Origin of the sequence: Romboutsia weinsteinii, assembly GCF_002250835.2 — a bacterium.
In the GTDB taxonomy this organism is placed as follows: Bacteria; Bacillota; Clostridia; order Peptostreptococcales; family Peptostreptococcaceae; genus Romboutsia_A; species Romboutsia_A weinsteinii.
The window spans coordinates 1-15,495 of the sequence record NZ_NOJY02000020.1 but is presented as its reverse complement, the minus strand read 5'-3'; the positions used below and the strand labels follow the sequence as shown (position 1 = coordinate 15,495).

Genomic DNA, 15,495 nt, shown 5'->3' with positions numbered 1-15,495 from the left:
ATCACAATGGAGAATGGAGAATAGGGAAATGAACAACAAGATAGTAAAAAAAGTTCAATTAACAGACAATATTTATTTAATGGATATAGAAGCTCCTAGGGTAGCTAAAGCTTCTAAGCCAGGACAATTTATAATTGTTAAAAATGATGAAAAGGGTGAGAGAATACCTCTTACAATAGCAGATTACAACAAAGAAAAAGGTACTGTATCTATAGTGTTTCAAACTGTAGGTGCATCAACTAAAGAGTTGGCACTACTTAATGAAGGTGACTATGTAATGGATTTTGTTGGTCCATTAGGTCAACCGAGTGAATTTATAGAAGAAAATATAGAAGAATTAAAGAATAAGAATATCATTTTTATAGCTGGAGGAGTTGGTTCTGCGCCTGTATATCCGCAAGTAAAATGGTTTAAAGAAAATAACCTAGATGTGGATGTAATAATTGGTGCTAGAAATAAAGAATTAATTATTTTAGAAGAAGAGATGAGAGCTGCAGCTAAAAATTTATATATATCTACTGATGATGGATCTTATGGATTTGACGGTAGGGTTACAGATTTATTGAAAGACTTAGTTCAAAATCAAGGAAAAAATTATGATCATGCTATAGTAATTGGTCCTATGATAATGATGAAGTTTATGAGTATGATGACAAAGGAATTAAATATTCCTACAACTGTTAGTTTAAATCCAATAATGGTTGATGGAACAGGTATGTGTGGAGCTTGTAGAGTTAGTGTAGGAAATAAAATTAAATTTGCATGTGTAGATGGGCCTGAATTTGATGCTCACCTAGTAGATTTTGATGAGGCAATGAGAAGACAAAACATGTATAAGACTCAAGAGGGTAGAGCTATCTTAAAGGTAGAAGAAGGAGATACTCACCATCATGCAAAATGTGGATGCGGGGGGAATATATAATGGCTAATAAAATGGGGAGAGTACCAGCAAGAGAACAAGAAGCTGGTGTAAGAAAAAGCAATTTTGACGAGGTTTGTTTAGGGTACACTTTAGAGGATGCAGTAGTAGAAGCGAAAAGATGCTTAGGATGTAAAAAGCCTCAATGTGTAGCAGGATGTCCTGTAGGTATAGATATTCCTGGTTTCATTGAGGAACTTAAAAAAGAGAATATCGAAGGTGCAGCTAAAGTTATAGCTGAAAGTAGCTCATTACCAGCAGTTTGCGGAAGAGTATGTCCACAAGAAAATCAATGTGAAGGTAAATGTGTATTTGCCAGAAAAGCTGGTGCTATAGCAATCGGTAAGTTAGAAAAATTTGTAGCGGATTACTCAAGAGAGAATAATATAGATCTTACTAAAACTGAACCTAAAAACGGTAGAAAAGTTGCTGTAGTAGGTAGTGGACCTGCTGGGCTTGCATGTGCTGGGGAATTAGCTAAAAGAGGTTATAATGTTACAATATTTGAAGCTATGCATGAAGCTGGAGGAGTATTAACTTATGGAATACCAGAGTTTAGACTTCCTAAAAAAGAGATAGTTCAAGCTGAAATAGATAATATTAAAAAATTAGGTGTAGAGATAGAAACAAATGTAATAATAGGAAGAACAATAACTATTGATGAATTATTAGAAGAAGAAAAATTTGAAGCAGTATTTATAGGGTCAGGAGCAGGTCTACCTAAGTTTATGGGAATAAATGGAGAAAATGCTAATGGAGTATTTTCAGCTAATGAATTCTTAACAAGGGTAAACTTAATGAAAGCCTATAAAGAAGATTATGCTACACCAATCAGACTTGGTAAATCGGTAGCAGTAGTAGGAGGAGGAAATGTTGCAATGGATGCAGCAAGAACTGCCTTAAGACTTGGTTCAGAGACACACATAGTATATAGAAGAAGTGATGCAGAGCTTCCAGCAAGAGCAGAAGAAATACACCATGCAAGAGAAGAAGGCGTGATATTTGATACATTAACAAATCCTACTGAAATTTTAGTTGATGAAAATGGAGATGTTAAAGGAATGATATGCGTTAAAATGGAATTAGGAGAACCTGATGCTTCTGGTAGAAGAAGACCAATTGTTGTTGAAGGTTCTGAATTTGTATTAGAAGTAGACACAGTAATAATGTCTCTTGGTACAAATCCAAATCCATTAATTACTTCTACTACAGATGGTTTAGATACAAATAAATGGGAATGTATAGTTGCCAATGAACATGGATGTACATCTAAAGAAGGTGTATATGCTGGTGGAGATGCAGTAACGGGAGCAGCAACTGTAATATCTGCAATGGGAGCAGGAAAATCAGCGGCAGCGGCAATTGATGAATACATCAAAGAAAAAGCTAACCAAAAAGAAACACATTATGCATAAATTATTATAGTAAAGAGAGGGGGAAAGTTTCACCCTCTCTTTTTAGTAAGGAGAAAAGATGAACAAGACAGTAGGAATATTAGCTCATGTAGATGCAGGAAAAACAACATTTTGTGAACAGGTGCTTTTCCATACAAATACTATTAGAAAAAGAGGACGAGTAGATCATAGAGATACATTTTTAGATAGCCATATATTAGAAAAGAATAGAGGGATAACAATTTTTTCTGAACAAGGGAACTTTGTATATAATGATTCAAACTATTATTTAATTGATACTCCTGGACATATAGACTTTTCACCAGAGATGGAAAGAGCTATTAAAATAATGGACTATGCAGTACTTATAATAAGTGGAGTTGAAAAAGTACAGTCTCATACTGAAACAGTATTTAGGTTATTAGAAAAATATAATGTTCCTGCCTTTATATTCGTAAATAAAATGGACAGAGATGGAGCCAATAAAGACGAGGTATTAAAAGAAATACATAGGAGCTTGAGTGAAGATGTAATTGAAATTACTGAAGATTTTAATGAAAATAGTTTGAGTGAGAATCTTATCGAGTTTATTGCAGATAGAAATAATGATTTATTAGAATTATATTTGGACGGAAATTATGAAGAAGAATTGTGGATTGACTCTATGAAGAGTATGATAAAAAAAAGTAAGATTTATCCTTGTTATTTTGGATCGGCACTACAAGATGTAGGTATAAGTAAATTCATCGATATATTAGATAAGATGACATACACATCTTATAAAAAAGATGGTGATTTTGTTGGTACTGTATATAAAATAAAGCACGATGAAAATGGCAAAAGGCTAACATATATTAAAGCATTAGAGGGAAGTATTAAGCCAAGAGATGAAGTCAAATATATCAAAAATAATGAAAAAATATATAATAAAATTAGTAATATAAGACTATACAATGGCAGCAAGTTTACAATGCAAAACTATGTACAGGCAGGCCAACTCTTTACAGTACTAGGGATTACAGATGCTATACCGGGAGACTATATAACTATTGGGGACACAGAAAATACTCTAGATAAGCTTACTAGTTCAAATAAAGTAGAATTAATACCAAATATGAAGTCGAAATTATTATTTGATAGTTCTTTAAATATAAATGATGTTTTTAGATATTTTAAGATCTTAGAAAGTGAAGAACCGGCACTAAATATAGATTATGAGGATACTCTAAAAGAAATACATATTCATGTAATGGGAAAGATACAGTTAGAAATATTAAAAGAAATTATGAAGGAAAGATTTGGTATATACGTAGACTTTGGGCCATGTGAAATACTATACAAAGAAACTATATGTGAAAATACAGTAGGATATGGACATTTTGAACCATTAGGCCATTATGCAGAAGTACATCTGAAAATAGAGCCAGCGCCTAGAAGCTCAGGTATTACCTTTAAAAGTATTGCTCATGTTGATAATTTACAGTTAGGTCATCAAAATTTAGTTAAAACTCATATATTTGAAAAAGTTCATAGAGGAATATTAGGAGGATTTGAATTAACTGATTTAAATATAACTTTACTCAATGGAAGAGCTCATAACAAGCATACAAGTGGAGGCGATTTTAGAGAAGCAACATTAAGAGCATTGAGGCAGGGGATAGAGCAGGTAGAAAATATTATATTAGAACCATATTATAAGTTTAGAATAGAGGTAAATACGGAGTATTTAGGAAGGGTTTTATCTGATATACAAAAATATTTTGGAGAGTTTGAGCCACCAGAACTTTATAATGATAAAAGTACAATAAATGGACGTGGACCTGTAGCAACTTTTATGGATTACAGTATGGAATTGACATCATTTACTAAAGGACGAGGAAGTGTTAGTTTTATATTTGACGGATATGATAAATGTCATAATCACGAAGAGATAATAAAAAGAAAGGCTTACAATAAAAACTTAGATAACCAATATACTTCAAATTCTATATTTTGCTCTAAAGGACAAGCATATACAGTCATATCACAAGATGCAAAAGCCTTTATGCATTGTCTATAAATATAATGTAAAAACGTCTAAAATATTAATAATTAGGCATACTATGTTTAAATATACAAGATGTGAAAGGAAATATATTATGCTTAAGAAGAAAGTTTTTATACCTATACTAGCATTTACTTGTTTACTTAGTATGACTGCTTGTAATAAAAAAGATGATATGGAAATTAAGCCAATATCTATGAATATGGATATAAATGAAGTGCCATACGAAAACCTGGAGAGAGAATGGTCAAATATGACTATGGATAAATATATATTAAGAGTTGCACAACAAATATGGAGTACATGGAATGATTTAGATAAGATTTGGCCTGGAGTAGATTTTTCAAAGTATAACGTACTTTACGTAGAGGCTAATGGAAATAATGCTTGGCTTATATCATCAGATAAAGAAATTAATAAACTAAATGCCAAAGATTTACCAGATAAATTTAAAGCTCAAGGAAATCCATTTATGTTTAGTAGTTCTGAAAATACTTTAAATGGAAAGCCAACAATAAAAGTAGAAGTGGACCCAGAGATGTTCAATAATCCATATGATAATGGTGAGTTTAAAGCATTACCTAATTCTAGTATGCTATTTACATTTACTGTACATGAGGAATTTCATAATTACCAAAGCACATGGAAAATAAAAGAGACTGATCAAGAAGAATTATTAACTAAAGGAGTGGAAAACTTTAGTGCAAGAACGCAACGATTAGAAATAATCAATGCATTAAACAAAGCTATACTAGAACCTGAAAAAGAACAACAATACTTAGAATCTGCAAAATGGTGGTTTGAAGAATATAAAAAAAATAATAAGGAGGAGTATGAGCTTACAAAATCTATAGATATATTAGAAGGAACTGCTAGATATTTTGATATGGCTACTAATATGCGCTCAATAGAAGGTTTAAGTATAAGTGAAGAAGAAGCATTTAAATTTTATCAAGATATGATAAGAGAGGACTACAATTTAGATGCTGAAAGATTCTTTGGATTACCTGATGAAGAAGCTTATGACATAGGTGGATCATCAGGGGTACTTCTAGAAAAACAAAATAATTTGAATTGGAAAAAAGAAGCACAACAAGGAACTCCTCCACTTGAAATACTTCTTAAAGATTATAAAGCGGTACCTCAACAACCATCACAAGAGGTTGAAAACCTTGTAAAATCAATACAAGAAAGAAGAAAAGCATTAGAAAGTACGGAAGAGTAAAAATAAAAAAGATAGATTTATTATTTAGAAATAAATCTATCTTTTTTATTTGAGAGGACAATCGATTGCATGACATGTATATTAAAATATAAAATAAATAGTTAAAAAAGTTGAAAACATTTGCAGCATATGTTATATTCTTATTATAAAATATAAAATTTAAAAGATGCATGTAAAAATCTGGATGATTATTCAGATATATATTTTTGACAAAAAGACAAACGGTTGCACTTGGGAGGGGTTATATGAAAAAAAGTTGGTGGAAGGAAGCAGTTGCTTATCAAATATATCCTAGAAGCTTTATGGATTACAATAATGACGGTATAGGTGATATTAGAGGAGTAATATCTAAATTAGATTATTTAAAAGATTTAGGGATAGATGTAATATGGATATGCCCAGTTTATAAGTCGCCTAATGATGATAATGGATATGATATAAGCGATTATCAAGATATAATGGATGATTTTGGAACAATGGATGATTTTGATGAATTGTTAAGCGAAGTACATAAAAGAGATATGAAGCTGATAATAGATCTAGTTATTAACCACACAAGTGATGAGCATGAATGGTTTGTTGAATCTAGATCTTCTAAAGATAATGAAAAAAGAGATTGGTATATTTGGAGCGAAGGAAAAGAGAATAAAGAGCCAAATAACTGGGAGAGTATATTTAAAGGTTCAGCTTGGGAATATGATGAAAATACTGATGAATACTTCCTTCATTTATTTAGTTCAAAACAACCAGATCTTAACTGGAAGAACAAAGATATGAGACAAGCTATTTATAAAATGATAAACTGGTGGCTAGATAAGGGGATAGATGGATTTAGGGTAGATGCTATAAGCCATATAAATAAAGAAGAAGGATTAAAGGATATTGAAAATACTAATAATTTAAAATATGTACCATCTTTTACTAAGCATATGAATATTGATGGTATACATGAATATCTTAAAGAGTTAAAGGAAGAAACTTTTGATAAATACGATATTATGACTGTTGGAGAAGCCAATGGAGTAAAATCAGAAGAGGCTGACATTTGGGTTGGAGAAGAAAATGGGAAGTTTAATATGCTATTTCAATTTGAACATATTGATTTATGGAATAATAGTCGAGAAGAAGGATTTAGTGTACGTAATTTAAAAAAGATATGGAGTAAGTGGCAAAAGAACTTAGAGGAAATAGGATGGAATGCTTTGTATATTGAAAATCATGATGTAACAAGAATAGTTTCATCTTGGGGTAATGATAAAAAGTACTTAAAAGAAAGTGCCAAAGCTCTAGGATTAGTATACTTTATGCATAAAGGAACACCATTTATATATCAAGGTCAAGAAATAGGCATGACAAATATAAAATTTGATGATATCGACGACTACAATGATGTAAGAACAAAAAACGAGTATAGAGAAAGAATTGAATTGGGAGAAGAGAAAGAACTTGTACTTGATGATATATGCAATACTTCAAGAGATAACACAAGAACACCTATGCAATGGGATAATAAACTAAATGCAGGATTTACACAAGGTACTCCATGGATAAAAGTTAATGAAAATTATATGGATATAAATGTAGAAGCACAACTTAATGATCCACGCTCTATTTATAACTTCTACAAAGATATGATTAAAATAAGAAAAGAAAATAAATCCTTAGTATATGGGAAATACAATCTTATTTTGGAAGAAGATGAAAATATTTTTGCATATGAAAGAGAGTTAGATAATAGCAAATTTTTAATATTATGTAATTTAAGTAATGAAGAAAATACATACTCTTATGAAGATATAAATTTAAAATATAAAAACTTAGAACTTTCAAATTACAAAGTTGAAAAACATGGGGATACAACAATGATAGATTTAAAGCCATGGGAAGCAAGGCTTTATAAAATATAGGAAAAATTTATTATTAAAAATTATTAAGGTGGGAGATAACAGACATGGAAAATTCAATGGGAAATAAGAGAAAGCTAATATCTTTTGACTTTTGGCAAAAATTTGGAAAGGCGCTATTAGTAGTTATAGCAGTTATGCCTGCAGCAGGATTGATGATATCTATAGGTAAATTAATAGGTATGTCATCAGATGCTAGTATAGTTACTACAATAGCTAGAGTTGTTGAAGATTTAGGATGGGGAATAATAGGAAACTTACATATACTATTTGCAGTGGCTATAGGTGGTTCATGGGCTAAAGATCGTGCGGGTGGAGCATTTGCCGCTTTAATCGCTTTTATTTTAATTAATCGTACTACGGGAGCAATATTTGGAGTAAATTCAGACATGTTACTAGATGTAGATGCAACTATAAGTTCTCTAACAGGAGCAAATCTTATAGTAAAAGACTATTTTACATCAATACTTGGTAGCCCAGCATTAAACATGGGTGTATTTGTAGGTATAATATCTGGTTTCTTAGGTGCGATTTTATATAATAAATATTATAATTTTGATAAATTACCTAATGCTTTGTCTTTCTTTAATGGTAAACGTTTTGTCCCATTTGTGGTTATAATTGGATCGGTTATTGCAGCAATAGTACTATCAATAGTATGGCCATTTATTCAAGGAGCATTAAACTCATTTGGAATGTGGATAGCAAGTTCAAAGGATACAGCACCAGTGTTAGCACCATTTGTATATGGGACACTTGAGAGATTATTATTACCATTTGGTCTACATCACATGCTTACTGTACCTATGAACTATACAGAACTTGGTGGGATATACGAAATAGCTACAGGAGCAGCTCAAGGGACAATGGTTGCTGGTCAAGATCCATTATGGCTTGCATGGATAACAGATTTAATAAACTTTAAGGGTGTAGGAAACACAGCAGAGTATACAAGTCTTTTAAATACAATTACACCAGCAAGATTTAAAGCAGGACAAGTAATATTATCTACTGCTTCACTTGCAGGAATATCTATGGCCATGTTTAAGAACGTAGATAAGGATAAAGTTAAAGCATATAAGCCTATATTTATATCAGGATTATTGGCTTGCTTCTTAACAGGAGTTACAGAACCAATTGAATTTATGTTTATGTTTGTATCACCAATACTATATGTAGCATATGCGATACTAACAGGACTTGCATTTGCTATTGCAGATATAATAAACTTAAGGGTACATGCTTTTGGAATAATAGAGTTTATTACTCGTACTCCAATGATGGTAAAAGCTGGATTGACAATGGATATAGTAAACTTTATACTATCATGTGTAGCATTCTTTGGTCTAAACTTTGTAATATTCAATTTTTTAATTAAGAAATTTAATATAGCAACTCCAGGTCGTAAGGGAAACTATGTTGAAGAAGATGATGATAATAATAAACCTTCAAACAAGTCAATATCACAAGATGATTTATCAGTTAAAATTATAGAATTGTTAGGTGGACCTGATAATATTGTAGAGGTAGATGCCTGCATGACTAGGCTAAGAGTAACAGTAAAAGATACAAGTAAAGTTGCTGATAACAAAGAATGGAAGGGTGCTGGAGCACTAGGACTAATAATTAAAGATAAAGGGGTTCAAGCAGTATATGGTCCCAAAGCAGATGTTATTAAGTCGAATATTTTGGACATGTTAGGAGCGTAGATTTGAAATTATTAACATTAAATTGCCATGCTTGGCAAGAAGAAAATACATTAGAAAAGATAAAGTATATTGCTAAAGTTATAGATGAAAATGACTATGATGTAATAGCATTGCAAGAAATTAATCAATCAATAGATAGTAAGATAGTATATGAAAATATAAAAGAAGATAATTTTGCGTTATTAATTCAGAGAGAACTACAAAGTCTTGGCAATTTAAATTATGAATTCTTCTGGGATATGTCTCATATAGGATATAAGATATATGAAGAGGGAGTATGTATTATGACAAAACTTCCGATAAAAAGAAGAGAAAGTTTTTTTGCCACTATAAGTAATGATACAAGCTATTGGAAAAGCAGGAATATTATAAAAACAACTCTAGATTATGAAGGAAAAGACATGAGTTTCTATTCTTGTCACTTAGGTTGGTGGGGAGATGAAGAAGAACCATTTACTCATCAGATAGATTCTATAATAGATAGTGCTTTTAGTGATGAGGTAGTATTCTTAATGGGAGACTTTAATAATAGTGCATATAAAAAAGATGAGGGGTATGATTATATCTTAAGTAAAGGAATGTATGATACGTTTACTTTAGCTAAAGAAACAGATGAAGGAATTACTGTTAAAGGTAACATTGCTGGGTGGGATAAAAATAAAGAAGATTTAAGAATTGATATTATTTTTACAAATCAAAATATTTCAGTAAAAAACTCTAAAGTAATATTTAATAATATAAATAAAAATATAGTATCAGATCATTATGGAGTGGAAATAGAATTTTAATTAATAAAAAATTGGAATATTAGTAAATTTACTATATAATATATGGTAGAGAAACTTAATAATATTTTTAAGGGAGGCTATAGACTCCTTTAACTATTTATATAAATGACAAGTAATATAGTAGCAATATTATCAATATAGAATAAAATATTAATAGTGAATATTAAAATAAGTATTCTAAGCAAAGAAATATCAAATTGACTAAGTTAATTGATATTTTTTTTGATATATAGTTGTATATGCAACTATTTGTAAACTATTAAGGAAAGGGGTATAGAAAATGAACGGGGAACAAACATTAGGAACAGAGTCTATAGGTAAATTATTATTAAAATATTCTGTACCCGCTATTATTGGAATGATGGTAAATGGTCTGTACAATATAGTGGATAGAATATTCATTGGCAACATACCAGGGGTTGGGCCAATGGCAATAACAGGCCTTGGAGTAACGATGCCAATAATGACGATAATACTTGCATTTGGGATGTTAATTGGTATTGGTACGACAACTAACATATCAATTAAACTAGGTCAAGGCAAGGTTGAAGAGGCAAGAAAACATATCGGAAATGCAATGACATTAGCTGTAATTACAGGAATAATAATATCCGTAGTAGGTCTATTATTTGTAGACAAAATGCTAATGATATTTGGAGCAAGTGAAAATACCTTAATTTATGCAAAAGATTATATAAAGATTATACTTATGGGTACTGTGGTAAACTTGTTAGCATTCTCGCTAAATCACACAATAAGGGCTGATGGTAGTCCTAAAATATCAGCAGGAATAATGATAATTGGATGTATTACTAACATAATATTAGATGCTACATTAATATATAAGTTTAATATGGGAATACAAGGTGCAGCAGTCGCAACCGTTATTTCTCAAGGCTTAACTGCTATAATGAGCCTTTATTACTATCTATCAGGAAAGTCTAATTTAAAATTTGAAAGATCTTCTTTAAAATTAGATAAAAAGATTATTATCTCGGTATGTGCAATAGGAGTATCGCCATTTGCGATGCAACTAGCAGCAAGTATGGTTCAAGTAATAGCAAACAATGCTTTGAGAACGTATGGTGGCGATTTAGCTATAGGAGCAATGACTACAATTTCTTCAATTTGCATTACTCTAATGACTCCTATATTTGGACTAAATCAAGGATCACAGCCAATTATAGGATTTAACTACGGGGCACAAAACTACCATAGAGTAAAAAAGGCGTATTTGGCATCATTAGCGGCAGCAACAGGAGTATTATGTATAGGTTACATTTTTATAAGATTATTCCCAGAAATGATTGTTGGAATGTTTAACTCTGATCCAGAATTAATGGAGATATCAATAAAAGGTTTAGAAATTTATTCGATAATGTTACCTATAGTAGGAATATCTGTTACAGGTACAAATTTTATACAATCTATAGGTAAGGCAAAGCAAGCAATGGTACTTAGTTTATTAAGACAAGTAATTTTATTAATACCTGCAGTAATGATATTACCAAGATTTTTTGAACTTACAGGAATATGGATGGCGCAACCATTTGCAGATTTTTTATCTACTACAATAACAGGGATTATTCTTTTTAGAGAATTAAGTAGCTATAAGAAAAAACAGCAAGAATCTGAAAAAGAATCAGATAGCAAGAAACTACAATGTATGAAAAAAGAATTGGCTCTAGATTCTGATTCAAAACATTAAGCAGAATATATTGATTATAAAAGGCTCAAAGTTTAATTATTTGGGTCTTTTTTATTTAGAAAATAAATATTATAAATTAAGAAAGATAGTAACATTTATATATTTAAAAGAATATCTTTATCATGATGAATAGAAATAAAGATTATATTATTTAAAATAATTGATGAAAATTTATTAATATATACTATAGTTATGATATACAGAACTTACTAAATGATAAAAGCTTAAATATTATAAATATGTTGGAGGATGGCTTAAGTGAAAGATATTAACTGTGTAACATACTCTTTATCATTAGGAGATGATGACTCTGATGATTACTATGAGATTGTAGATAGAATAAGTGATGATATAGCAACAAAAGTATTGAATGATGGAAAGGAATATATAAATGGTATTATCACTTTTATAGAATATAAAGATTTAGAAAAGATTAGAAGTAGAGCAGAATATGGAATTGAATTATTACTTATTGGTGTAATGCTAATTGAATATAATGATTATGCAAGGGCATTTAATCCTACTATAGAACCTATTTTTAAAGTTTTAAATAATTTGAGGGACAGAAAACAAGAATACAAAGTCAAGATAGATAAAATTAGAGGTAAGCTTAATACAAAAATACTAATGAAGAAAAGATATAACTTTGAATCATTATCATTAGGAAATTTAAAGTTACTAATAAAATGGATGAATGCTAGTGGAGATTTTAAAGAAGAGGTATTAAGATTAAAGAACTGGGAAATATTTTTATCTACGAAAGATGGTAATTATATTAACTATTTTTTAAATACATGTATGAGTCTTAGTAACCATCTAAATGATATTTGTAAAAATTCACTAGGAAAATACAGTGAAAATGTAGATATGTATTTAAAAAAGTACAAGGAAAAACATTTTAATAAGGAAGACATTATATATTGTGGTAAAGGTGAAATACAATATTTTTTTAATATGGTAAGTGCAGAAATTATGAATAAATCATATAGAGAAGAATTTTTAAGAACATCAGAAAAGTTTATATTTTTGCCATCATGTATGTGTCAAACAGAAAGTACATGCTTAAGTGAAAAAAAAGGAAATGGATATATATGTAAACATTGCAGTAGGAAATGTAATATTAATGAAATGAGCAATATGGTAGAAAAATATGGATATAAGGTGCTTATAATTCCTCACGAAGCATCTATGCTAAACTTAGAATATAAAAATAACGAAAGTATAGGTATAATAGGTATAGCTTGTGTACTGAACTTAGTTTCAGGAGGCTTAAAAGCTATTAGACTAGGATTTAAGCCGCAATGTATAGTATTAGATTACTGTGGATGTAAAAATCACTGGAGAGAGATACCTATAATGACGGATATTAATTTTAAAAGACTAAAACAATTAATAATTTATTCAAATAAGAAATAAGAGGTTACTCTTATTTCTTATTTTTTATTTATTTTTATCACAAATCTATAATATACACACATAAAATATCTTAAACACCCTAATATCGCTAGTCAAAGAAAAAGGAGAATACTTAATGGAAGTAGGAAACATTGTTACAAGAAATTCATATAATAATGATATTTGCTTTAGGATATGTGAACTGAATAATAATATTGCAATACTAAAAGGAACCTCTTTTCGTCTAATTGCAGATGCAAGTATTGATGATCTAAATATACTTTCTAAAAAAGAATATGAAATAAAAGAGCATGATATAAACAAAGTTATGGGTAATAGATTAAGTAGTTTAATTTATGAATGTAAAAATACAAATATTTTTAGCAGAAATAACCTTGATAATTTGAAAAAAATTGGGAAGATACTTCATATTGATGGAGATAACTATTACTTAAATAAGAGTATAGAAAATTATAATATGTTAGAAATACCAGCAGTAGGTATATATTTAAATGAATCTGAGCAGCCAGAAAAAATAGTAAGTCTTTTAAAGGAGCATAATCCTAGCATACTTATAATTACAGGGCATGATAATTTAGCTAGAGGATATAACAATTGGAGTGATATAGATAATTATAGAAATTCAAAATATTTCAAAGAAAGTGTAGAAAAAGCAAGGATTTTTAATCCTAATTATGACCAACTAGTAATTTTTGCAGGTGGATGTCAATCCTATTACGAAGAGTTAATTGATGCTGGCGCAAACTTTGCAAGTTCACCAAACAGGACCTTAATTCATCACTTAGATCCTGTACTTCTAGCGTATCAAATTGCAACAACATCTATAAGAGAATTTATTGATGTAGAGGAGGCGGTTAAGGATACATTTGGAGGCATGGGTGGAATCGGAGGCATGGAAACAAGAGGCCAATCAAGGGAAATAAAGCCTGTATTTAAGAACAAGAAAATATACTAAAATAGTAACAAAATAATACTGAAGTAATAATATGTAGTAGGAACAAAAAACCTAATTTCATAAAATACAGTCAAAAGGTAGGGGTTATTACATGAACAATAAGTATTATAAGAAAGCTAGTGACTATGACAGACCGCATAAGCCTAGCGTTGTAGAAGCTACTGTAACACATCATGAACTTGTAGAAACAGATGTAATGTTTGAGCCACCAAAACATGATGAGATACTAGATATAGTAGATGTAAATAATGCTGTTGGGTTATTTAGAGCCGAAGTAAAAGATGATGATTTTGTTTCTGTAAAAGGATATATATATAAAAGCATCTTATATACTACAGCTAAAAAACCTGACATTGATAGACTAAGCGATTTTAAAAGGAAAAATTTATACTCAGATCAATATTATGAAGTAGATGGAGAAGACGAAAGAGACAATTGTGCATATTGTGATTATATGAACTATATGGATGGTGGAAGTTCATGCTTATATAGAAGCAAGGAAGAGGAAGAGGAAGGAAGAGATGACAGGGAAGGAAAAAATGAAAGAGAAGGAAGAAATGACAGAGAAGGAAAAAATGACAGAGAAGGAAAAAATGATAAAGATAACAACGACGGTAAGAACAATAAGGATGGAAAGAATAATAAAGACGGAAAAAAAGATAAAGATGGTAAAAAAGATAAAGATGCTCTAGATCCAGTTAGAATAGATGGTGTATTAAGACATTCAACAATATGTATACCATTTGAATGTAATCTTCATGTAGAAGGCGCAAGAGCTGGGGACAACCCAGATGCAGAACTTGAATTCACAAGAAATTCAGAGGGAAGCTGCGTATTAAGAGAAGAGGATAAAGTCAAAGGAGTAAAAGAATCAGATGTAGTTAGAATAGTAGTTTCTTTGAATAGATGTAACTAGTATTTAGCTATATCAAGTTTATTTTAAATAGATAGCAAAAAAGTGTATACTGAAGATTTTGGTATACACTTTTTTTAAAAAAAATATTGGAGGAAATTAGATGATTTTTGTAGTTATTGTATCTATATTAACTTATATAGGTATGGTGTTTTTTAGTAAACACAGGACACCAATAGCGTTGATGGGATCGGGATTATTATTAATACTTGGATCATTAACGGGAGCATTTGATGTAAATGCAGCATTTGCAAAATTTCCAAGTGAAATAGTAGTACTTATAATAGTATTAGCTATTTTTACAAAAATATTTGAAGATTTAGGATTGATTGATTACATTGGGTATATGTTTATAACATCATCAAAAGGAAAAAAATCATTATTGATGATAATAATACCTATTGTTATGTATGCATGTTCATTGTTTATGAATAATTTGACAGTAGTATTGTTATTTACGTACATGCTTTTATATATAGCCGTAGAATATAATTTACCAATAATCCCCCTATTAGTAAGT

General features: G+C 30.1%; 12 protein-coding genes. All 12 read left to right on the top strand.

Annotated elements, in window-relative coordinates:
• Nucleotides 1-28 precede the first annotated feature (28 nt).
• Nucleotides 29-922 carry a sulfide/dihydroorotate dehydrogenase-like FAD/NAD-binding protein gene (locus CHL78_RS11895; RefSeq protein ID WP_094369386.1) on the top strand — a complete coding sequence of 298 codons (894 nt, stop codon included), beginning with the start codon at nt 29-31 and terminating at the stop codon, nt 920-922.
• The gene (gltA, locus tag CHL78_RS11890; protein ID WP_094369385.1) at nt 922-2,334 is read left to right on the top strand and encodes an NADPH-dependent glutamate synthase; all 1,413 of its coding nucleotides are present in this window, start codon (nt 922-924) and stop codon (nt 2,332-2,334) included. The genes CHL78_RS11895 and gltA overlap by 1 nt, the downstream gene beginning before the upstream one ends.
• 58 nt (nt 2,335-2,392) lie before the next feature.
• Complete coding sequence (locus CHL78_RS11885) at nt 2,393-4,372, top strand: GTP-binding protein (protein ID WP_094369384.1); 1,980 nt, start codon at nt 2,393-2,395, stop codon at nt 4,370-4,372.
• A 79-nt stretch (nt 4,373-4,451) separates the two neighbouring features.
• A complete protein-coding gene (locus CHL78_RS11880; protein ID WP_094369383.1) occupies nt 4,452-5,582 on the top strand; it encodes a hypothetical protein in 1,131 nt (376 codons plus the stop codon).
• Nucleotides 5,583-5,827: 245 nt separating this feature from the next.
• A complete protein-coding gene (locus tag CHL78_RS11875) occupies nt 5,828-7,489 on the top strand; it encodes a glycoside hydrolase family 13 protein (RefSeq protein WP_094369382.1) in 1,662 nt (553 codons plus the stop codon).
• 44 nt (nt 7,490-7,533) lie between these two features.
• A complete protein-coding gene (locus tag CHL78_RS11870) occupies nt 7,534-9,195 on the top strand; it encodes a PTS transporter subunit IIBC (protein ID WP_330408626.1) in 1,662 nt (553 codons plus the stop codon).
• Between the two features lie 2 nt (nt 9,196-9,197).
• Nucleotides 9,198-9,983, top strand: a complete 786-nt coding sequence (locus CHL78_RS11865) for an endonuclease/exonuclease/phosphatase family protein (RefSeq protein WP_094369436.1) — start codon at nt 9,198-9,200, stop codon at nt 9,981-9,983.
• 280 nt (nt 9,984-10,263) lie between these two features.
• Nucleotides 10,264-11,691: an MATE family efflux transporter gene (locus CHL78_RS11860; protein WP_094369437.1), complete on the top strand. Its 1,428-nt coding sequence runs from the start codon at nt 10,264-10,266 to the stop codon at nt 11,689-11,691.
• Nucleotides 11,692-11,949: 258 nt separating this feature from the next.
• The gene (locus tag CHL78_RS11855) at nt 11,950-13,107 is read left to right on the top strand and encodes a DUF116 domain-containing protein (protein WP_094369438.1); all 1,158 of its coding nucleotides are present in this window, start codon (nt 11,950-11,952) and stop codon (nt 13,105-13,107) included.
• A gap of 115 nt (nt 13,108-13,222) precedes the next feature.
• Nucleotides 13,223-14,062, top strand: coding sequence for a sporulation peptidase YabG (gene yabG / locus CHL78_RS11850; RefSeq protein WP_094369439.1), 840 nt, complete (start codon nt 13,223-13,225; stop codon nt 14,060-14,062).
• A gap of 91 nt (nt 14,063-14,153) precedes the next feature.
• Entirely contained in the window at nt 14,154-14,978 is an 825-nt protein-coding gene (locus CHL78_RS11845) for a hypothetical protein (protein WP_094369440.1), read from the top strand.
• Between the two features lie 100 nt (nt 14,979-15,078).
• A partial coding sequence (locus CHL78_RS11840; protein ID WP_147295820.1) for an SLC13 family permease occupies nt 15,079-15,495 on the top strand: 417 nt, incomplete at its 3' end.